The organism is Tautonia rosea (assembly GCF_012958305.1).
Lineage (GTDB): Bacteria > Planctomycetota > Planctomycetia > Isosphaerales > Isosphaeraceae > Tautonia > Tautonia rosea.
Genome location: NZ_JABBYO010000026.1, coordinates 16,000 through 38,589 on the forward strand (window position 1 = coordinate 16,000; position 22,590 = coordinate 38,589).

12 protein-coding genes are annotated in these 22,590 nt (G+C 63.2%); 5 read left to right on the forward strand and 7 right to left on the reverse strand.

Annotation, left to right across the window (positions count from 1 at the left end):
• The first annotated feature begins 160 nt into the window (after window positions 1-160).
• Entirely contained in the window at window positions 161-2,656 is a 2,496-nt protein-coding gene (locus HG800_RS25730; RefSeq protein ID WP_169981042.1) for a carboxylesterase family protein, read from the forward strand.
• Window positions 2,657-2,708: 52 nt separating this feature from the next.
• On the opposite strand, the gene HG800_RS25735 is transcribed toward HG800_RS25730, so the two are convergent.
• The 5 genes from HG800_RS25735 to HG800_RS25755 form a co-directional block, all read right to left on the reverse strand.
• On the reverse strand, window positions 2,709-3,650 hold the full coding sequence (locus HG800_RS25735) for a ParB/RepB/Spo0J family partition protein (protein WP_169981044.1): 942 nt from the start codon (window positions 3,648-3,650) through the stop codon (window positions 2,709-2,711).
• Window positions 3,647-4,486, reverse strand: a complete 840-nt coding sequence (locus HG800_RS25740) for a ParA family protein (protein WP_169981046.1) — start codon at window positions 4,484-4,486, stop codon at window positions 3,647-3,649. Before HG800_RS25740 ends, HG800_RS25735 begins: the two co-directional genes overlap by 4 nt.
• A 1,188-nt stretch (window positions 4,487-5,674) precedes the next feature.
• Entirely contained in the window at window positions 5,675-7,099 is a 1,425-nt protein-coding gene (locus tag HG800_RS25745; protein WP_169981048.1) for a replication initiator protein A, read from the reverse strand.
• A 584-nt stretch (window positions 7,100-7,683) separates the two neighbouring features.
• Window positions 7,684-10,653, reverse strand: a complete 2,970-nt coding sequence (locus tag HG800_RS25750) for a PVC-type heme-binding CxxCH protein (protein WP_235963972.1) — start codon at window positions 10,651-10,653, stop codon at window positions 7,684-7,686.
• Between the two features lie 41 nt (window positions 10,654-10,694).
• Window positions 10,695-11,675 (reverse strand): aldo/keto reductase, encoded by a 981-nt coding sequence (locus HG800_RS25755; protein ID WP_206352467.1) that lies wholly within the window; start codon window positions 11,673-11,675, stop codon window positions 10,695-10,697.
• Between the two features lie 357 nt (window positions 11,676-12,032).
• Here HG800_RS25755 and HG800_RS25760 point away from each other — a divergent pair, with 357 nt between their 5' ends.
• Entirely contained in the window at window positions 12,033-13,406 is a 1,374-nt protein-coding gene (locus HG800_RS25760) for an MFS transporter (protein WP_206352468.1), read from the forward strand.
• A 150-nt stretch (window positions 13,407-13,556) separates the two neighbouring features.
• Here the strand turns inward: HG800_RS25760 and HG800_RS25765 are convergent, their stop codons facing one another.
• Entirely contained in the window at window positions 13,557-14,081 is a 525-nt protein-coding gene (locus HG800_RS25765) for a hypothetical protein (protein WP_169981052.1), read from the reverse strand.
• Window positions 14,082-14,226: 145 nt separating this feature from the next.
• Window positions 14,227-17,043 carry a hypothetical protein gene (locus HG800_RS25770; protein WP_169981054.1) on the reverse strand — a complete coding sequence of 939 codons (2,817 nt, stop codon included), beginning with the start codon at window positions 17,041-17,043 and terminating at the stop codon, window positions 14,227-14,229.
• Window positions 17,044-17,579: 536 nt separating this feature from the next.
• Here HG800_RS25770 and HG800_RS25775 point away from each other — a divergent pair.
• The 3 genes from HG800_RS25775 to HG800_RS28110 all read left to right on the forward strand — a co-directional run bounded on the left by HG800_RS25775 (window position 17,580) and on the right by HG800_RS28110 (window position 22,336).
• Window positions 17,580-18,203 carry a sigma-70 family RNA polymerase sigma factor gene (locus HG800_RS25775; protein ID WP_169981057.1) on the forward strand — a complete coding sequence of 208 codons (624 nt, stop codon included), beginning with the start codon at window positions 17,580-17,582 and terminating at the stop codon, window positions 18,201-18,203.
• Window positions 18,200-21,718 (forward strand): serine/threonine-protein kinase, encoded by a 3,519-nt coding sequence (locus tag HG800_RS25780; protein WP_169981059.1) that lies wholly within the window; start codon window positions 18,200-18,202, stop codon window positions 21,716-21,718. The genes HG800_RS25775 and HG800_RS25780 overlap by 4 nt, the downstream gene beginning before the upstream one ends.
• A 486-nt stretch (window positions 21,719-22,204) precedes the next feature.
• Window positions 22,205-22,336, forward strand: a complete 132-nt coding sequence (locus HG800_RS28110) for a hypothetical protein (RefSeq protein WP_261345990.1) — start codon at window positions 22,205-22,207, stop codon at window positions 22,334-22,336.
• Window positions 22,337-22,590 lie beyond the last annotated feature (254 nt).

Here is a 22,590-nt window from a genome sequence, read left to right on the forward strand (position 1 = left end):
GCCCCATCCGATTGGACTCGGCGGGGCGAGGCAACGGTTCCCCTGAGGGAGGGTGTCAGGCATAATTAGCCCCGATCGGTCGGGGTTCTCACGGCCGATGACGCCAGGCGATGAAGGATCAATGAGGAGTCTTCTTGTGCATCGAACGCGACCTCACCGATTGAATCGGTCCGCGATCTTCGCGGCTCTGCTGACCCTTTTGACAGGCTCGGAGGTCGGGGCCGACGATCCGGGAGTGGTCGAGAGCCGAGACGCGCTGGCCTTGCCCCGGATCGGCAGCGGAGGCCGGTCGCCGGTCCACGTTGATCCCGTCGAGGCGAGGGTCGTCTCCGGGGACTGGTCGATGCCGGTCGAGGGTGATCGGGTGGCGATGCCCGACGGCCAGTCGCGCACCTGGCAGGCGATCGCGAGCGGTGAGGACGGCTGGTTTCAGGGCCGCGAGCTTCGGGGGGGCTACGTTGCGGTGGAGGTGGACTCGGACGTAGATCGAGTGATGATCCTCGAAGCCGCCGGACACTCGATGGTCTACGTCGACGGCGTCCCCCGGACGGGCGACCCGTATGGCTACGGCTGGCTTCGCCTTCCGGTGGCCTTGAAGGCTGGCCGAACCCCCCTGCTCTTCTCGGTCGGTCGCGGTCGGCTCCGGGCACGGCTGGTCGAGCCGGAGCAACCACTGTCGCTTGACTCGAATGACCCGACCCTCCCGGACCTCGTCGAGGGCGAGGCGGTCGAGACGGTCGCGGCGGTCCTCGTGCGGAACGCCTCGAAGACCACAGCCACCGATCTGACAATCGAGGCGAGCGTCGGAAACGTCGGCGAGACGCCCGGAGCGTTGACCAAGGTTCCCCCCCTGCTCCCCCTGAGTGTCCGCAAGGTGGGGTTTGCCATGCGATCGACGGCCCCTGCCGATCCAGGAATGGGATCGGTCCCGATCATCGTTCGCCTGGTCGAAAAGAACGGCGACGCTCGCCGGGTGCTCGATGAGGTTCGGTTCGATCTCAACGTGCGGACTCCCGAGCAGAGTCGAAAACAAACGTTCATCAGTGGAATTGACGGTAGCGTTCAGTATTACGCGCTGCAGCCGATGACGCCGGTTGAGGTTGAGGACGATCGCCCCCCTGCCCTGTTCCTCTCCCTGCACGGGGCGTCGGTCGAGGCGATCGGCCAGGCCAATGCCTACGCCCCGAAGACGTGGGGGCATCTGGTGGCCCCCACGAACCGACGCCCCTACGGCTTCGACTGGGAGGACTGGGGGCGGCTCGACGCCCTGGAGGTCCTGGAGCACGCCCAGGCATCGCTCGGCACCGATCCGAACCGGACCTATCTGACCGGCCACTCGATGGGAGGCCACGGGACGTGGCACCTCGGCGTCACCTTCCCCGACCGCTGGGCGGCCATCGCCCCGAGCGCGGGGTGGGTGAGCATGTGGTCGTATGCTGGCGCGTCGCAGAGAGACGCGGCCGACGGGCCGGCCGATCCGCTGACCCGGGCCGCCTCGCCAAGCGACACGATCGGCCTGGTCGAGAATCTCGGTCGCAACGGCGTCTACGTCTTGCACGGCGATCGGGACGACAATGTTCCGGTCTCCCAGGCCCGGACGATGAGGGCCGAGCTGGGCCGGTTCCACGCCGACTTCGCCTATTACGAGCAGCCCGGCGCCGGTCATTGGTGGGGGAACCAGTGCGTCGACTGGCCCCCCCTGTTCGACTTCTTCCGGGAGCGGAGCAACCCCGAGCCGGGCGCCGTCCGCCGGGTCGACTTCTCCACGGCCAGCCCGGGGGTGTCGAGCCGATGCGACTGGGTGACGGTCGAATTGCAGGACCAGCCCTTCGCGCTGAGCCGGGTGACGATCGACCACGATCCCGAGGCCCGGTCGTTCCGGGGGACGACCCAGAACGTTGCTCGGCTGGCGATCGACCTGACGCACCTGGAGCCGGGGGCACCGATCGCCTTCGAGCTGGATGGCGACACGGGCGAAACCCCCTGGCCGAACGAAGGAACGACGATCCGGCTGGCCCGATCGGACGATTCGGAGGGCTGGGCCGTCGTTCCGGAACCGGATGCGACCGCGAAGGGTCCTCATCGGTATGGTGCGTTCAAGGATGCGTTTCGTCATCGGGTGGTGTTAGTTTATGGGACGGTCGGCTCGGAGGAGGAAAACGCCTGGGCCCTGGCTCGGGCTCGGTACGACGCAGAGACGTTCGGTTATCGAGGGAACGGGTCGATCGACGTAATACCGGACGTGGCCTTCGACCCCGCGGCCGATCCGGATCGGAATGTCGTGCTCTACGGTCACGCGGAGTCGAATGCGGCCTGGCCGAGTTTGCTCGGTGATGCCCCGGTCGTCGTTGAGCGGGGACGCCTGCGGGTGGGCTCAGTCGATCGGGAGCGGGACGACCTGGCCTGCCTGTTCATCCGGCCCCGACCGGGAAGCGATCGGGCGAGCGTGGGGGCGGTCTCGGGGACGGGAATCAACGGCTTTCGCTTGAGTGATCGCTTGCCGGTGTTCGTCTCGGGGGTGGCCTATCCCGACCTGACGGTAATTGGTCCCGAGGTCCTGACCGAAGGTCTGGAAGCGGTTGAGGCCGCTGGGTTCTTCGGCCCCGACTGGGGGGTCGATTCGGGGGAGATCGTCTGGCGGGATGAGACGCCGTAATCCGATGCCCTCCGATCCGGTCGAGTCCGGATCGGAGGGGTTGGCGTGAGGGTCAGGCGGCCTCGGAATTCGAGTTCATTGATGTTTCGATCTGGGTGATGATCTCCCTGAGGGCGTCGAGGATGGTCTCGGGGTCGGTCCCCTTGCGATGCTCGACGATGACCTTGTATCCGGTCGAGGTCCGGTAGGTCCGGGTCGTGACCTTGCGGGGTTTGGTCTTGCCGGAGCGGCGGGGCCCCTGCCCTTCGAGCTTGCGGCGGCGGACGGCCTCGGCCGTCTCGGCGCGGTTGAGTTTTGCGGAGACGACCTCGGCGGCCAGGTCTGCTTGCTCGTCCGGGTCGTCGACCTTGCTGATCTCATATGCAATCGACGGGGCGAGCCGACCATCATCGACCGAGGCTTGCACGCCGGTCGGCAGATCGAGCAAAGCGAGGGCCCGGGAGACCGACGCGCCGGTCAGGTGCAGGGCTTCGGCCAGGCGGGAGGCGGTCCAGCCATTGGCGTCCATCAAGGTCTTGAAGGCCCGGGCCTGCTCAACGGGCTTGAGATCCTCTCGGATGCAATTCTCGATGAGCTGCATTTCGAGGATCTGCTCCCGGCTGCGCTCCCCTTCGATGATGACCGCGGCGACCTTCGCCCGGCCAGCGTGCTTGATGGCCCGCCAGCGGCGCTCGCCGGCGACGACGATGTATCGGCCGCGATCGGGAGCCCAGCGGACGGCGATCGGCTGGAGCTGGCCGTGAGACTCGATGCTGGCGGCCAAGCGGGCGATGGCGTCGGGGTCGAACTCCTGGCGGGGCTGGTCGGGGTCGGCCTCGATGCGGTCGACCTGGATCTCAACGGCGGTCCGGAGGCGATTGGTCCCCTGGTGCTGGCTCGGCCCGGCGGGACGATCGGACGCGGGAGCGGCCCCCTGCCCCGATCGTCGGCCGGCCCCCATCGACTCGGCGAGGTTCGACCCGAACCGGTTGAGCAGTTCGTCTCGCTTGCTCATGCCGCCTCTCCTCGGGCCTCGCCCGGATCGGCATTTTGCACGGTGTAAGACATGCGGAGCTTCAGCTCCTCGGCCAGCGCCTTGAGGGCCTTGGCCGAGGCGCCGCGGGGCTTGCTGTACGGAACGGGTTTGCGCTGGGCGATCGCTTCCTTGAAGTCGATGGCGTGGGGGATGGTCGTCTCCAGCACGTCGGAGCCGTACAGCTCGCGGAGCATCGACTCGTAGGCCCGGTGGATGGCCGTTCGGGCGCTGAACATGGTGATGAGGAAGCCGAGGAGGTTGAGCGTCGGATTGACCTCGGTGCGCATCGCGTCGATGCAGTCGAGGATGGCGGCCACGCCTTGCGAGCCGAAGTCCTCGGCCTGGAGCGGGACGACAATGTGATCGGAAGCGGCGAGCGAGGCCCAGGCGCAGAGGTGGAGATTCGGGGGGCAGTCGATGAGGATCCAATCGAAGCGATCGGCGGCCTCGGACACAAACTCAGCCAGGGCACGCTGCTGGTCGTCAGGGGCGTCCCAGGGCTCGGGGACGTTGTGGCGGGTCAGGTGGACGGAGCCGGGGACGATTGCGAGCCGATCGAAGGCGGTCGGCACGATCAGCTCATCGGCGGCCGGGATGATGCCATTGCCGAAGAGGCCGGCGATCGTCTCGTGAGCGGCGCGGGCCCGCATCGCGTCGGGTCCGAAAAAGCCCTGGGTCAGGCTGGCCTGAGGGTCCATGTCGAGGCAGAGCACCCGGGCACCGTCTCTGGCGAGCGTACCGCCAAGGTGGTAGACGGAGGAGGTCTTGCCGACTCCCCCTTTCTGATTCAAGAAACAGATCGTCGCCGCGGGCATGGTCCGCCTCCTCATTCGTGCTCGGTCGCCCTCGGATTTGGTCCGCGTCGCGCGAGCCGTTCTTGCGACCGATCCCCGCTTCAAGCGATCGGCGTTTTGGGGTGCCGAGTTCAGCGAAACAGAGCTCCGATCGGATCGGTTTACACCGTGTAAGACCCCGGCGCCGGGGGAGCCGAGGCGATCGGCGTTCCTGGGTGCCCGAACCCGCGAACCGGCGCGCCGATCGGGTCGGTTTACACCGTGTAAGATCCCGACGCTGTGGGCCAGGTGAGCAGGGCGACCGGAGCGGTTTACACCGTGTAAGACGCCGAGGTCGGAGCGATCGGGCAGGGGGGAGACCCGCCCTCCGGTGCGCTTCGGTGCGCTGGAGATGCTCGGAAATGTTGAGGTCGGAAGGGGCGGATCGAGGCCGGGTTCGGGGGTTCGTTTCGGGAATCGGAGAGGAGGGGAAATGGCTTCGTTTCGTCACAGGGTGGGCCGACGCGAATCGAGGTAGGGGGAGGGGAAAACGTCGGGTGTTGGGGGCCCGTGCGCGGCTCGATGCGCCCTCGGGTGCGCCGTTTCGATCGGGAACTGATTGCCATAACTCATTCAATGGAAGACAATTGCAACCTGTGACCCCGGTTTGTTTCGGAACTCCAAAGGAAATGGGAGCGTGGCTTCGATTCGTCCACCGGAGGGATGGTCCAGGCAGCACCGCGAACGGGCTTCCGCAGCGATTCAGGAGTTGGTGCGCCGTTCGGTGCGCCTTCAGGTGCGCTCCGGTGTGCTGAGCCCGAGAGGGGAGCAGGGACGGTTTGGGAACCAGGCGATCGGGTTCGTTTCGGAACCTCGGAGGCGTTGTGATTGGAAATGGCTTCGTTTCGTTAAGGAGAGGGAAGCCGCGGGGGTTGTGTGTCGGTGCGCAGCGGTCGAGGGGTGAGGGCGCGGAGGAACGCTTCGGAGAAGACGGGGAGCGGGAGTGGCCTCGGGTGCGCATCCGTCGGGACTCGATCGGGAAGGGGATGATCGGAGGGACCGGGCGGGTGAGGCGCGGTCGGGGGTCTCCTAAATCATCGCCCGATCGGGCAGGGGCAGTCACACAAAATGAGACCGGTCGGCGATCCGGGGATTGCGGTGCGACTCGCTTGATCCAAAGGGCTGAGGGGAAGGGGGGAGTGACCGCCTCGGACGGGTGATTGTGGCCGATCAGTCGGTCGATCCCGAGTCGCCGAAGAGCAAGGCGCGGATGTGGGCCTCGCGGACGGTCTTGAGGTAGCTGCGCTTCAAGGGGGAACGGAGCACGCCGGGCTCGGGGGGCGTGGCCTGGAGGGCCTGGTCGTCGAGGGCGGCCTGCTCGTCGGGTGAGAGGCGGGACCAGTAGGCGTCGATCGCCTCGGCCTCGCGCTTGCGTCGGCGCTTCTCGTCGGCGGCGAGGCGGCGGGCGTCGTCGAGCGTCTGGTGGGCCTGGAGGGCGGCCGCTTGCTCGGCGTCGCGGGCGGCCTTCGGGCGGTAGTCCTTCGGGGGGGCGTAGTCGTCTCGGATGGCACGGACGAGCCAGGCGCCGGCTTCCTTGACGTGGCCGGGCTTGTGCTCCTGGAGCCACTGGAGGAGGTCGAGCTTGGATTCGATCCGGTCGGCAGGCAGTTCGCGGACAAGGTCGGCGGCGACCCGGGGGGTGACTCCCTGCTGGATGAGCTGGAGGGCGAGCGGGTCGTCGGGAGCATCGGCCGGGTCGGGCAGGGGGGGCTCCGGGGCAATCGGGGAGAAGGTCGGCTGCTGCCGGGCGATCTTGATGATCCAGTCGCGGCCTTGCTTGGTGTAACGCTCCTCGCGGGGCAGGGGGGCGATGAAGCCGGTTTCCTCCAGCTCGGTGAGGGCGGGCTGGAGCTTCTCCTTGATCTTGCCGGCGTTGGTGGCGTAGTTGCGGCTCATGCCGATGTAGTCGATGGCGAACTCGCGGAGCTCGAACGACCATTCAGGAGAAGTGTAGAAACGCTTGTCGAGGAAGCGGTACATGCGTTTTGAGATGGCGCTACGGAAGCCGAAGTAGGTGTCGAGGTCGAGCCGCTTGAGGTTGTCGGCCTGGCAGCTCTCGATGAAGGTCTTGTTCCAGACGAAGTAGGAGAAGGGCTGCGGCTGGCTCCGGCTGGTGGCCTTGTCGTCGATCATGACGGTTTCGATGACGTGGAGCTTGGCCGTGAGGTGCTTCTTGGCGCGGTTGTCCCACCAGGTGTTGTCGTAGTAGAGGGTGACACCGGACCATCGGTTGAGCGACTCGTCGAGGCGGCGGTAGTACTTCCCTTCGTCGGGCCATCGCAGGACCTTGAGCAGCTCGTATCGGGTGAAGTGGACCTTGGGGTCCTGGAAATCGTTCTTCTTGCGGGTGAGCTGGATCAGGCCGACCAGGACATCAGCATCGGCGGCCGTGGGCAAGCCGTAGGCATCGCTGCCGGAGACAGTCAGGGCGCCGTGCGGGTACTCATAGCGGATCGACTTCTTCCCCTTCAGGCCGATGGGTACACGGTCCGTCAGCAGGACGAGCGGGAACTCGGCGAAGTTCATCTCGTCTCGCCCGGCCTGGGTGTCAGGAAGGCGTGGCGAGTCGTCGGGAAAGAGCGGCAGGCGAGCCATTCACGTATCCTCACCCGAAATCCCAAAATCGAGGAAGCACCAACAACCGCCGACAGTTGGTGTTAGTTTAACAGAGTTATTTAGGTTATCTAGTTATAGGGCGCGCAAATCCTTTGTTTGCTTGAACTTCTGGAACAAAATGTCCCTCATTTCCCGGTAATGTGTCCCCCGGTTCCCGGTATTGTGTCCCTCGAATCCCGGTACGATGTCCCTCGTTTCCCGGTATGAATGTCCCTCGAATTCCGGTAGTAGTCCCTCAAATCCCGGTAGAGAATGTCCCTCATTTCCCGGTATGAATGTCCCTCGAATCCCGGTAGAGAGAGGGCCTGGAACAAAGAGATTGAGCGGTCGATCCCGGAGGGAAATGTCCCCCGATTCCCGGTAAGAACGAGGACAGTCGGGGAAGCCCTGCCGAAGCCCTCCGGAGAGCTTGACCGGATCATCTTGCCGCGAGAATGTCCCTCGGATCCCGGTGAAACGGGGGAGGGAGCTGACCAGTGTCCCTCAAATCCCGGTGCCGATTCATGCGCAGGGGGGCATTGTTCGAACGGTGCAAATCTGCGGGGGTAACGGGGGTGGATCACTCAATCGGCGGGGTCAGGAGTGGTTCCCTGAAGATAGGCGAAGAGATCGCGCAACTCCTGGGGAGCAAGGGAACGGTACAGATCCTCGGGCATGAGGGAGGTAGTTGCGTCGGCGACCTCCTCGATCTCGGTGAGGGGGAGGACCGTCCGGGAAGCGTCGGAGGCGATCAGGGTGAGATGCGTTGGCGACTGCTCGGCAATCAGGCCGCTGAGGATCCGGCCGTCTCGGGTGGCGACGACCGAGGGGAGGTATTCCTTGCGAATCACCCGGGAGGGGTCGACCAGGCTGATGAGCAGGAAATCGCGGTCGGATCGGTTGGCGTGCGTCAGGTTCGGGCCAACGTCCTGGCCTTCGCCGAACAGAAGGTGGCAGGAGGCGCAATGCTCCCGAAACAGAAGGCGGCCGCGATCGGGGTCGCCGGGGCCGGCGCGGAGGTCGTTGTTCAGACGGCGGACCTCGGCCAGGCGCTCCTCGGGGGTGGTGGAGGAGATGGCCCCCCAGTGCTCGCGGACCCTGGCGTCCAGCGCAGGGTCGCCCAGGGCTGCCACACTGGAGACCTGATCGGTCGTCACCTCGTCGGCCGTGATCTGCCCCCGATCGACGGCGTCGAGCAGGGCGAGGGCTCCGGATCGTCGGGAGAGAAGGAGGTCGCGCGCCCGGCGTTGCCAGTCGCTCGACTGGTCGGGATAGGAGGTGAGAAGCGCTTGAGGGATTGATTCGTGGTCGAAGCGTCCGAGGGCGCCGAGCGCGGCGATGCGGAAACTGGATGAGGGGTCGCCGGTCGCCCATCGGAGCATCGGGTCAAGGTGAGCGGGTTCACCGCGTTCGGCGATCAGGGCGAGGAGGGTAAGGCGATCGGCCGAGGAGGTGGAGGGGTCAGCGGCCTTCTGGAGAGCGCGGTCGAGGGAGTCGGGATGGCCGGCCCTGGCGGAGAGCCGGAGCAAGGAAATCGGGTTGGGATGCGAGGCGGCCATCTCATGAATCCGAGTCGCCAGCGGGGGGACGATCGGGGCAGGGCGGTCGGTCGTGGCCTCGTCAAGGGCATCAAGGAGGGCGAACCGTGTGGCCTCGTCCGGACTCGAATCGATCAAACGAAGGCAGGAGAGATCTCCCTCGGCGGTGCCTTCGGCAGTGAAGCGACGGAGCAGGCGATCGGCGATGTCCGAGCGGAACAGGGATGATTGCCAGGATTTAGGGGTTGCATACGTGTGGATTGTCTCGGCGGGTTGCTCAGTGGCGCAGCGCTCGATGGCCCACCAGAGTCGGAGGGGGATAAAGGGGTCTGAGCCGTCCTCGTCACGCCGGAGGATCGCCGAAGTGATCGAGAGGCCGAGCGTTGAGGGATGTCGGGCCGCCACGCCGAGCAGGATTGATCGGACGTCGAGGGAGGGATCGGTTTCCGCAAGCGTGATGAGCCGATTGGTCAGGGAGGGTCTGAGAGCTTCTCGATCACCGAGGAGGCGAGCGGTCCAGGAGCGGATGTCGGGGTCGGGATGATCGAGCAGGAGGAGGGCGGTTGGGTCGTCAAGGCCGTCGACACCGTGCAAGGCCCAGAGGGCGAGGAGGGCGGTTGAACCACGGCCGTCGAGGGATCGGGATCGGAGTTCGGGGAGGATTGAGGGGGCGGGATGTTCTCGCAAGAGACGGAGGGCGCGTCGGGCGTACCAGGCGTCGGGGTGGTCGAGAAGAGCGATCCATTGAAGGGGAGTAAGCGATTGGAGATCAAAGGATGCGTCAAGGGATCGGCGATGAGGCCCATCGAGAGCGAAGATACGGCCGTTGGAACGGTCCCAATCGGCATCGGGGTCGGGGTGAGCGGTGCGGCGGTCGTGCCAGTCGGTGAGGTAGAGGGAACCGTCGGGACCAAGGGTCATGTCGGAGGGGGCGAACCAGGTGTCGTTGGCTCGCATCAGATCGCCGACCTGTCGGGCCTGGTAGGTGGAGCCGAGGCGGGACAGCTCGTGACGGTGCGCAGAGTGGTCGAGCAGGTCGGCGGCGAGGAACTGGCCGCGAAGGGAACTGGGAAGGGCGTCGGTGAGGGCAAAGAGGCCGCCGACGGCGACATGTCCTCCGGTGATTCCTTCGTGAGAAACGTGATCGAAATATCCGAACGTATACGGATTCTGAAGTGGACCATGTTTTCCGAATGACTTCCAGTAGTAGCCGCCGGGGACCATGTGAAGCATGACGTTGCCGCCGACGTTGGTGCTGGCGAACAGCTCACCTCGGGGATCGAAGTCGAGGCCCCACATATTGCCGCCCCCCTCGGCGAACAGCTCGAAGCGGTCGGTGGGGGGGTGGTATCGCCAGACGCCTTGCTGGAACTCGATGCCCCGGATGCGGGCGGTGACGGTACTTCCCTGGAGGCCGTAGAGCCAGCCGTCGGGGCCCCAGGTCAAGGAGTTCGCGACGGAATGCGCGTCTTCCATGCCGAAGCCGGTAAGCCGGACCTCGGGATCGGCGTCGGGGACGTCATCGCGGTCTCGGTCGGGGTAGAAGAGGAGGTAGGGCGCGTTGAGGACGTAGACGCCACCGTCGCCGAAGGCGAAGCCGCTGGCGAGGTTCAGGCCGGACACGAAGTCGCGGGACGAGTCGATCCGACCGTCGCCGTCGGTGTCTTCAAGGATCGAGAGGCGATCGCTGCCCCTGGGACCGAGGGGAGGGGGCTCGGGGATGCGGTCGTAGACGGTCCGGGAGTAGCGATCGACCGCGACACGCTCCAGGCCGGCCGGATTCGGATATTGAAGGTACTGGATGGCCCAGAGGCGGCCGCGGTCGTCGAAGTCGATGGCCACCGGCTGACGGACGATCGGTTCGGCCGCGACGAGGCGAGGGGTGAGGCCTTCGGCGACGGTCATCTGAGTTGCGGCTTCGTCTGGCGGAAAACCCTGACCTCGGGCTGCATCAGACAGGGTAATTGCGAGAAGTGGGACGAGGGGAACGGCGATCCGCCAGGCGAGCTGCATCATCGATCGGGGTCCTGGGAGGTTGGTCGTTTGGTAAGGCAGGATCAGGCGTCGGCGTGGTGCTGAAAGAAGCGGGCGAGCGAAACCTTACGCTCGGCGGCGATGGAGTTGATCAGTTTGCGGCGATCGGCGTCGGGCATGGGGGTGAACTGGCGGGCCAGGGAGACGTTCTGGGCGATGAATTCGGGCCGGGGCATGCCGAGGCTGGCGAGGCTGATCGGCAGCGAGAGGGAATAGCGCAAGAGGGCGTCAATCGGAGCGGCGTCGGTGATCTGGTCCTGGGCGAAGACCTTCATGGCAATGATGCCCATGTTCTTACGATGGGCGACCGGGAGAGCAAGTTCCTCGAAGCCTCCCTGGGTCATGGGAGTCGCCTTCAGGCCTTGCTGGGTGTCGGCCATGCGAGCCATGGCGGCGTTGAGGGCCATCTGGGTGCAGTCAAAGTCGTGGCGCTCCAGTGCCAAGGCGAGGGCCCGGGGGGCGGCATGGCAGGTGATGCCGATGGCTCGGGCGATCTTCTGGTCTCGGGCTTCGTACAGGGCTTCCAGGACACCGCCGGGGGCCTCGATGGCGGCGAGGTCGTCCTCGTCGCGGAGGGCGTGGATGTGGAGGACGTCGAGGCGGTCGGTTTGCAATCGGGAGAGGCACTGCTCGATCTGGCGGCGGGCGTCGTCGCCCTTGCGGGCGCCGATCTTGGTGGCGAGGAGAACCTCATCGCGGCGATCGGGCATGAGGCGGCCGATGCGTTCCTCGCTGCGGCCGTTGCCGTAGGAGTGGGCTGTGTCGAGGTAGGTGATCCCCAGATCGATGGCGGTGGAGAGGGCCTCATGGGCGCGGTCTTCCTCTTCGTACATGAGGAAACGGCTGCCGGAGCCGAACCCGAGGATGGGGACCTCGATGCCCGTCTTGCCGAAGGCTCGGGTGGGGAGCTTCGGGGCAGGGGAGGGCCCGGCGCCGAGAGACGGGGCGATCGAGGTGCCGACGGCGGCGGTTTTTAGGAAGAGGCGACGGGAGATGGCCATCATCGGTTCTCCAGGGGCGAAGGGGAGGCAGTCGCGAGCTTCTCTGATCTTATCCGACTGTTGCGAGAGAACCAGCGCGGGATCGGTGGGGTGATCGTGTTGAGGAGTGTTTCAATCGATTGAACACGGAGCAAAAGGAAATGACGTCACCCTGGCATCATCAATCGAGAATTGTTCAGTGTTGAGGTGGCGTTCGGTTGGATCGGCCAGGATGGGTCATCGTGATCTCCGGGTCGTATCATCGTCACCCGGGTTGGTGGTAGGCTCGTCGGATGTCGAGGCCAGGGTCTGGTTGGTGGGTCAAGTGCTGGGGTGGGTGGCATGGCGAGTACTTCCGAATCAGGGCGAGGAGTGGAATCGGTGCGAGGGATTCGGAGTCGACTTGGCCTGGACCGGCCGGAACTGGTGTCGTGGGCGCTTTATGACTGGGCGAACTCGGCGATGGTGACGATCGTTGTAGCGTCGGTGTTCCCAATCTACTTCTTGAGGGTTGCCGGGGCTGATCTGCCCCCTGCGGTGGCCACGCAGCGGTTTGCCATTGCCAGTACGATCGGCCTGGCTCTGGTGGCGGTGATGGCGCCGATTCTCGGGGTGATCGCCGACCGGCTCGGGATCAAGAAGCGGTTACTGGGTGCCTCGATGGTCCTGGGAGTGGCGTCGGTGGCGGGGATGTTTTTCATCGGGAACGGCGATTGGCTGCTGGCCGCTGTACTGTTGATTCTGGCCGAGGTCGGGGCGGGGTTGAGCTTTGTCTTTTACGACGCGCTCTTGCCTCACGTGGCGAAACCGGAGGAGATGGACCGGGTGTCCGCGGCGGCGTATGCCCTCGGGTATGTCGGCGGAGGGAGTTTGCTGGCAGTCAACCTGGCCTGGATTCAATGGCCGTGGTTGCTCGGGATTCCTTCAGGAGAGGGGATTACCGAGGCCCAGGCCACGCTGCCGGCGCGGCTGGCGTTTCTGTCGGTGGCGATCTGGTGGGTTCTGTTCTCGATCCCGCTGTTCTTGCGTGTGAGTGAGCCGCCAGCGGTGCTGGGGCCGGAAGAGACGGATCGGGCAAACCCGGTTCGGGTTGCCTTCCGACGACTAGGCAGGACGTTGCGGGCGCTTCGAGGATACCGGGAGGCGTTTGTGATGCTCCTGGCATTCTTGCTCTACAACGACGGGATCGGAACCATCATCAAGATGGCGGCGATCTTCGGGGCGGAGATCGGGATTGGGCAGGGGGCGATGCTCGCGTCAATTTTGCTCGTGCAGTTTGTGGGGATTCCGTTCACGTTCCTGTTTGGGATGCTGGCGGATCGAATCGGGGCGAAGCGGGCGATCCTTCTCGGTTTGGTGGTGTATACGGGGATCAGCATGCTTGGCTATCTGATGACGAGTGCGAGTCATTTTTTCTTGCTGGCGATTCTCATCGGCATGGTGCAGGGGGGGAGCCAGGCCTTGAGCCGATCGCTGTTCGCCAGCTTGATCCCGAAACCGCGATCAGGCGAGTTCTTCGGCTTCTTCGCCATTGCCGAGAAGTTCGCGGGGATCCTGGGTCCGGCCTGTTTCGCGGCGGTGATCGCGGTGACCGGGTCCAGCCGATCGGCCATCCTCTCAGTGATCATATTCTTTCTGGTGGGGGGAGGGCTGCTGGCACTCGTTGATGTGGAGCTGGGTCGGAAACGAGCCCGAGAGGAAGAACGGGAACTGGAGACGGGTGAGCGAATGCAGAAAATCGAATCAACAGGATAATGAGTCAGTGATTCCTGAAACAAATGCAACGGTCCCGCAACGGCCCTCGGACGGGAGCCGAGGACCGAACGCGGGGCCGAAGGGGGGGGATGGAGAGGGTGTTGGACCCGGTACGAACACCCGGTACGGTTCGGCTGGGCTGGGCGTCGCTCAGCGCAGGCGGAACTTCCCGTTGACAGTCCAGTCGAACACCCACACCGGGTCGGCGAATGTGAACGGTTGGTTGATGGCGATGACGGTGAGTGGCTCATCGGCGGACCCGGCATTGGCGAACCGGCGGGTGCCACCCTCGATTGTGAAGGTCGTTGTCCAGACCGCGGTGAAGGTCGTGAAGTTAGGGTCCAGCGGAATGAGCTGAACCTGGCCTTCCCCCATACTGACGCTCACGGTAGAGCCGTCGGCGGCAATCCAACCCGCTTCGTCGATGCCGACGAAGTTGAGAACCAGCGGGTTCTCTGTCGGTTCCGTCTTGAGAGCGCCGAAGCCGGTATGCCGGCCCAGGTGCGTTCCCAGTCCCTCAACGACATAGGAGCCACCCGTCAGCGTCTCGTTCGGAGTGTAGAAGCCGATGCCGCGTGCCTTGTAGGGCACTACCTGAGCCGACGACTCGCGGGCGTGGACACTCAGGACGATCGTTGTCAGCGCAAAAATTGCGATGTGTTTGATGAAAGTCATTGCAGGTTCCTTCATTTGGCCGAACAGTCTCACTTCACCGGGTCGCTGGTTGACCGTTCATGGTCAATCTCGAGCCACCCGGAGACACAAAAGCCAAGCCGCAAACCGCCAACGATCGCGGGGCCTGCGGCTGGAAGTGTTGGCATTACAGATCCGTCAGGTCGCCGAAGACGTCGTCGCCGTCGTCCGAGGCGAGGTTGAGACGGGTCATGAAACGGGATGGGGGATCGATCTGGAAGAGGCCACCGGCGTCGTTGAAGATGCCGCCGCCCAGGCCCGTTCCTGCGCCGTTGCCGAACGCGGCGTTCAGGAAAATCATGCTGCGAAGGAGGGTTGTCGAGGCGATTGCGTCGTTGAAAATGCCGCCGCCGAGGCCATTGCCACCGATCAGGCCGGAGCCACCGACGGCCCGGTTGAGGAGGAGTTGGGAGTGCTCGATCGTCGCCGATCCTCCGTTGAAGACACCAATGCCTCCGCCGAGGCCATCGCCGCCGTTGCCAAAGCCCGGCGTTCCCTGGCCTCCGAGCGCCCGGTTGCCGAGCAGGTGATTTCGGGTGAGCACTACCTCGGAGGAAGGGCTGAACGGCGAACCGAGCGTGCCGATGGCGATCCCGCCTCCGAGCCCGTGGCCGCCGTCTCCTTCGACACCGTTGCCGCCGATCGCCGCGTTGTGGGCGATCGTGCTGCGGTCGATTGATCCGCTCACCGGGCCAAGGAAGCCGAAGAAGAAAACACCGCCACCAACGCCAAGGCTTCCCTTCTGTTCGGCCCCGCCGACGCCGGCGATTGCCCGGTTGTGCAAGAGGGAACTCTGAGTGATCGTCCCGATCCCCTGATATACGAGGACTGCGCCGCCGTAGGCGTTGTTTGGGGCATCGGCCAGCGGAACCTGATCAAGCGGCAGCGTGACCTCGTTGTGATTGCCGCCGATGGCCTCGTTGGAAGAGAACCGACTGCGGTGAATCGTGAGCGAGGCGCCAGGGTCGGTTGGATCGACAGCCGGGGTGAGCGATCCGGAATTGATGGCTCCGCCGAGGGCATGGCCGTTGTGGAAGGGGCTGACGGCGTTGTCGCCCGCGATGGCCCGATTGCTGGTGAATGCGCTGTCGGCAACGGTCATCGAGGCGGAATTGAAGATGGCTCCTCCACCGCCGATCGCTGCAAACTCACCGTTGCCGAAGTTGCCTGCCCGAGAGATGTTCCCGGTAAAGTGGGTCCGGGAGATGCTGGCCGAAGCGGAGCCGAACGAGGTCGAGAAGTTCGCAATCGCGCCGCCGTTGGTGCTCCCTGGGAAGGCAGGGCCGAGAGGGAAGGCATTGGGCAGAGTCGCGACATTGTCGGCCCCTTGCACCTGGTTGTCGGCGAAGAGACCGCCGGAAACCTGCAGGGTGCCGACGTTGGCGATGCCACCGCCACCCGCTCCCCCAGCGACCTTGAAGGCCGGCCCGAGGTCGAGAACCACGTCGGGATTGCCGACCGCCCGGTTGCCCTGGAACCTGGCATGGACGACATTCAGATTACCGTTGTTGAAGATACCTCCGCCGAGACCACCGATTGCGGTGTTCTGGAAGAAGGTGTCTCGATTGACTGAGGCGATGGCCGTTCCCGGGACCAGTCCGGTGATCTCGACAGCGTGCAATGCGAGTCCAGCACCCTGGCTGGGGGCTGAGGACCCTGCTCCGAAACCGGAGCCGCCCTGGACCTGATTGTCACGGAAGGCGTTTCGCTCAAGGGTTAGCGAGGCCCCGCCGGCTCCCGCCACTGCGCCTCCGGAAGCGGTGCCACCCTTGGCATCGAGGCCGCCGGTGCCGCCGAGGGCAGCGTTACCTCGGAAGGTGTTGTGTTGAAGCAACAAATCGCCGCCATTGTTGACCGAAACCGCTCCACCGGCCGCCTCCCCTCCGGGAAGTCCGGCCGCTCCGCCGCCGCCGCCGGTCGCGGTGTTCTCGACAAAGACGCTCCGGCGGACGGTCGTCGTCGAGTCAGAGACGCCGAAGGGGCCCACATCGCCAGAGTAGACGGCACCACCAAACGCGGAGCCGCCGGCCGAGGCGTTCTCGGTGCCTGGACCGGACTCGACAGTGTTCCCTTCGAAATGGCTGCGATCAATCGTCAAGCAGCCGGTGACATTCAGTACCGCGCCTCCCAGGCTTAACCCGGAGAAGGGGATGCCTTCGACGTACCCGGTGAGCGACCGGGCCGCGTTGTCAATAAAGGTGGTTTGATGGATTGTGAGTGTTGGAGGACCGGACGTCCCATCGACCGTTGCCCCGGTGTCGGAGGTGATCGCCCCTCCTACGCCGATACCGAAGCCTGAGGCCTCGTTGCCTTGGAAGTGGCTGCGAGCGATGGTGATCGTGCCGCCGAATTCATTGGCAATCGCCCCGCCGGCCGCCAGGCCGCCGACGGCCAAATTGCCAATCATGGCCACCTGGTTGAGGTGAATGGTGCCGCCGAGGTTATAAAGGCCGCCAGCCCAGCCGAAACCGTTCGAGGGGTGGTAGCCCGGCGCATCAGTGCCGAGCCCGTCGGCAATGGTCAGGCCCGCGATGGTGACGGTAGGAGCTGTTTCCAGTTGCGCGAGGGTAGGGGAGACAAGTGGAGTCGCCGCCAACTCGGCCGGAAGGACGGAAAAGACCCGCGAGGTGCCTCCCCCGCTGACCGTCACCGCGCCGGCGCCGGGTCCGAGGATGGTCAGGTCGTCGGTGATGATGAGCTGCTCGCTGAGAACGATTGTTCCCCGGGCCTCGTGTGCGAATTGGATGAGATCGCTTCCGGGACGAGTGTTGGCATCTGTGATGGCCTGGCGCAACGATCCGGGGCCGTTCTCGGCGAGGTTGGTGACCATGAAGGTGCTTAAGACTGTACGAGATTCCAGAGGTTCAAGGTGGAGTGATCGTCGGCGAGGAGACGAGCGACGGGATCGCAATCGATCGGATCGGGAGGCGAAGGGTCGAAACACCGGAGATCTCCTGGCTCGGAATCATCAAATTGGTGCAACCTCAAGAGACGATCAGGACCATCGCCCGAGAGACCACGAACAGCCTCGTCGCTGCCCGAATCGAAAATGCAATCACAAAAGATGTGGAAAAAACTGCAAGTCACGTACTCTCAAAACCTCATTACAATTCACTGTCGATGAATTGCAAGCGAAAGCGTGTGGAATTCCGAGGTTGATCTTTCCGAGTTGAATCATTTTTCCACAGAGAGGCACGAAACGATGGACCCTCAGACACAATCGTGCAAGACTCTTGGAAAGGTTACAGTAGGACTCGAAAAAAATTCGCAGGGCACATGGCGGGATGATCCGTAGATGTGTCTTGAGGTGTTCTTTGTGGATGGATGTTGAGGGTTTGCCGAGTCAGTGACGTTGTCAACGAAGGAGTCACGCAGAGGAACCGAAGGAAGCCTTGTGGTCGGTTGGCTTGCAACGAGATCGAACGTGCGCTTCGGTCAGGAAGATTTGAGCCGTCACTCTGTGTCGTTGTGGAGGTGATCATGATCGAGGAATCATCACAGACCGATTTCCTGCTGGATCGAGTCAGGACGGGAGATGAGGTCGCTCGGCAATGGCTGCTGCAGCGATATCGGGATCGGTTGCGGCGGATGGTTGCGGTTCGAATCGATCGAAGGCTCAGTCGGCGGCTCGATCCCTCAGATATTGTTCAGGAAACGCTCGTCGAAGCGGCTCGTAAGCTTGACGAATACCTTGCGAACCGACCGCTGCCGTTTTATCCCTGGATCCATCGACTTGCGAAGGATCGGCTTGCCCAGGCGAACCGCCGCCACCTGGGAAGCATCAAACGTGAGGTTAGTCGCGAACTCAGCCTCCTGTCTCATGCCTCGACGGAGCGACTTCTCAGCCAATTTGCTACCAGCCAGACCACTCCCAGCGGAGTCCTTCAGCGTCTCGAACAGCGTCAGAGCCTGTTTGAAGCCCTGGAACGCCTTTCTGAGACGGATCGGGAGGTGCTGGTGATGCGTTATCTCGAAAATCTGCGTTTTGGGACGATTGCTGCAGTGCTCGGAATTACCGAGGGAGCGGCAAAAGTCCGACATCTTCGCGCACTTGATCGAATTCGAAAGTGCTTAAACCATGAGAATGGCGAGACGTGCTCATGAGCTCTTTGTCGAGTGACGAAGGTTTTCGCGAATTCGATCATCCGAGCCTGGTCGACCGGGTTGCCGAGCTGGCCGACCGGATTGCTTCGGGAGAGTCTGTGGACCTAGACGAATTTGCCCGAGACGACCCGAGCCAGATTCCCGAGTTGCGCCGGTTGCTGTCGGCGATCGAGATCATGGCCGAACTCGGTGGGAGGCCGGTCAATCCCTCATCGCCGAACAGAGCAAGCGAGGATGATGAGCTTTTTAACACATCCGGACAACTTGGTGATTTCAAGCTTGTTCGGGAGATCGGCCGGGGAGGAATGGGGATCGTTTATGAAGCGCAGCAGCTCTCGCTCGATCGACGGGTCGCGGTGAAGGTCCTTCCCCCCACGGCGGCGGCAGACCCGCGTAAGTTGCAACGGTTTCAGCTGGAAGCACAGGCTGTCGGCTATCTGAGACATCCGCATGTGGTGCCGGTCTATACGGTGGGGTTCGATCGCGGTCTCCATTTTTTTTCGATGCAGTTCATTGAGGGGCAGAGCCTTGCCGAGGTGCTTCGGGCGCTCGGGACGAGTGCCGATCTGGGAGTGGAAGTCACGGGCCGGACGTGGTTCGAGGCAACAACGGTCTGTCCCGAGCCGCCGACTCTGCAGAGAGCAGGAGCGGTCGGTCACGAGGTAGGAAGAACGCGTGCCCCGGTGCTACGAGATCGGGAATACTTTCACTGGGTTGCTCAACTGGGGGTGCAGGCTGCTCAGGCGCTTCAGCACGCTCACGAACAGGGGGTCGTTCATCGAGACATCAAGCCGGGCAATCTGTTGCTCGACCCCTCGGGGACCCTCTGGGTGACCGACTTTGGGCTTGCTCGACTGCAAGGAGATTCGGGCATCACAATGACGGGCGACCTGCTTGGAACGCTGAAGTACATGAGTCCGGAGCAAGCTTCGGGGGGGCGGGTGGTTGTCGATGGGCGGACCGATGTCTATTCGCTTGGCATTACGCTGTATGAGCTTCTCACCCTTCAGCCAGCGTTCGAGGATGAGGACCGGCAATCACTCCTTCGTCGCATCATCGAGGTGGACCCCAAACCCATTCGTCGCATCAATCCTCATGTTCCGGTGGACCTCGAAACGATCGTAACGAAAGCCACGGCCAAGGAACCGACCGACCGATACGCCACGGCGGGTGAATTGGCTGAGGAGCTTGAACGATTTCTCGACGATCGCCCGATTTTCGCGAGGCGTCAGGGACCCTTTGATTACGGGGTCAGGTGGATCCGACGGCACCGGAACCTCGCCATGATGCTCTCTGCGATGGTTCTCATCATCCTGTTCGGTCTGTCATTGAGCCTCGTCTTGATTGGACAGGAGCAGGGACGGACTGCGGATGCGCTCAAGGAAGTTCAGGTCAGTCTTGCCGAGGCCGAGTATCAACGGACTCGCGTTGAACTGGCCGCGGAACGAGCTCGGAAGAGCGAATCGTATGTGAGGGATTTGCTCTATGCCTCGGACATGCGTCTTGCCAATCAGGCACTACAGCACGGTGATCCTCGGTCAGCTCGGGAGCTTCTGGATCGTTATCTTGCCACTCCAGGCATTGAGGATCGGCGCTCGTTTGTCTGGCATCATTTGAATCTCCGGGCTGGAATTCCAGGAACGGATCTGGCCAGCGGACTGGGTCCGACCTACTGCCTGGAACGATCTCCGGATGGTCTTCGACTGGCGGTAGCTGGTCTGGATGCGACGATTCGAGTGTTCGACCTGAGCAATACCAACGAACCTGAACTGACGATCGCAACGGGTCAGGTGGAGGTCAATGATGTGACGTTTTCGCCTGATGGGACGATCCTGGCCTCGGCCGGTGATGACGGTACGCTGAGGCTGTTCAGCGCGGTCGATGGTTCGTTGCGCCAGACCGTCTCAGCCCATGACGGCCTGGCGATGGGTGTCCGATTTGTGAACGAGGCGACTCAGATCCTTTCGTATGGCCATGATGGCGGGAATGGTGCGGCCTATCTTTGGGACGTAGCAACGGGCGATCTTCTCTGGAAGTTTGAAATTGAGAGTCCTGTCAAAGGGCTCGATGTGTGGGAAGATACGTCTCTAGTTATGGTGCTCGAAGAAAAGCAAAATCAAGCGTTTCTCCTCGACCTGGCGACGGGTACGACCCGCCAGGTTTTTTCGACCATTCGAAAGCCGGCCTTTGTCGCGTTCGCGCCGGTGGGCGAATCGGTGGTGATCGGAGGACGCTATGGCGAGTTGATGGTCATCGATCTCAAGCAGGGGGTCGTTTCCTCAATCCCCACGCGCATTTCCGACGGGATCGAGACGATGACATTCAACCACGATGGTTCCGAGCTTCTGACCGGCGATCGGGGTGGTGTGATCCACGTCTTTCCGTTCGAGCCGACGACCGGGGAACTGCTTGCATCGTCTCCCGTGATCAATCGGGGGGAACCGTTGACCGTGTTCACTGGCAAAACCTGGGTCGCCCACGAAGGGCGGGTCTATGCGCTCCTGGTCTTGGAAGACCTTGAGACGATCCTTTCGGCGGGACACGATGGAAGGATTGTGCAATGGAAGACCCCGAAAGACGTGGGACAACGGCACATTCCGTCTGAGCCGGTTCTGGAGGCTCAGGTACGAGGAGGGAGTGATTTGCTTGTCGTTTCGCAGCACGATTCCGGGGTGTGGGAGTGGGATCTTGATGCGAATCATCCTCCTCGCCTGCTTCTTGAAGAAGTCGAAGACCGTACCGGGATCGATCCTGAGGCTGCGGACGAATCCTGGATCCGAAGCACGTCCACTCCCGATGGTCGCGTGATCGCCGTCGCAACAGAACGGCGCGTGGTGGTTCTGGAAACGAAGACAGGGCAAATCTTGCTCGAATGGATCAGTCCGCGGCAGCCCTCCTTTATCCGGCGCCTCGCGATCACGACCGATGGTCGGAACGTTGCTGTGATCGAAGGTTCTCTTCGAGCGAATGGTCAGGGAGATCATGAATCCTTTGGCGTGCAAATCCTCGATGTCCCCAGTGGCCGTGAGGAGGTGCGGATCCTCGCTCCCAAGGCCGGAAACATCGCTTTCTCTCCCGAGGGAACGACCCTTGCCCTGTCCATCGAGAACCAGATCTTCGTTTATGAGGTCGCAACCGGAGTGATCCTCCATCGACTTCAAGGACACTCCACCTCGGTTGAGGCCGTAAAGTTCACGCCGGATGGTCAGCGACTGCTTTCAGTCAGTGGCGACCGCAAGTTGATCATCTGGGATTGCTCGCGATGGAAACCGAGCTTTACGACCCTTGCTCACCGTGGTCCGGTTGCTTCGCTGGACATCTCGCCCGATGGCCGTCTGGCCGCGACTCTGGGGCGTGATGATCGTCTCAAGGTCTGGGATCTTCTCACCAATCAATCGATCATTGAGTTCTCTGTCGATGGACAGTGGATTGAGTCTCGCGTTCAATTTACCGCGGACGGGCGATGTTTGACGGTGAACACGAAACACGAGATCGTCGTCTTTGACAGTCGATAACCTTATGCTCAACCGCCAGCCGCTTGAAGCATGCGACCAACGCCGTTGATCTGAAGAGAAGGATTGGGCCGCGTTTGCCCGGCAGCCGAATGTTCGGTTCGGTCATCCTGAATCAACACGACAGGATGAAAGAGGGGTGCCGGGTCGAATGGAGCCCGACGATGGCGGCGAGGTTAACGAGTCACAACGGGTCGATGTCCCACAAGGGGACTTGCCCCGCGGTTGCGACATTGGTGAATCACCAGGTTGGATTGGTGCGAATCAGCGATCGAGCAGAGCCGAGACCTCGATTCCATCGATCCGCAGTCCGTACTCTGTCGACGATCGAGGCGAATTGTTGATCTCGACGAAGGAGACGGTCGTGGAGGATGCTCGTCCCACGTCGATGACGCTACTCGAGCGGGTCCGAGCCGACGACTCGGTTGCGCTTCCTCGGTCATCTGTGAGTCGCTGGCTCGCCTGAGCTGCTTGGAGGTGACGCCCGGGGTGATCTGGGCCATCGTGTTCACCCCGACCGAGACTCATCTGAAGCCGGATTACAGCATCGGCGACATGACGATCTCCGTCGATGGCCAGCAGGTCGGCGAGCGGAAGGGCATCAAGGTCGTCGGGCAGTAGAGCGCGATGACCGGCTACGGCTTGCTCATCGGCCGGAACACTGGGACCCCGGTGAGCCACGCATCCAAACCCCCGTTCGCGTTCACCGGAACGCTCGACAAGGTGACGGTTGAACTCAAGTTACCAAGAGGCCAGACCACATCGGTCTGGCCTTTCTGCTCGACACGCAAGACGACGCAGCGGCTCACAGCATCTTTATCTCAGCAATCTGGGCGGTACCAGAACTGGGCTCCGCGCTTCTGAGGCAGGAGACC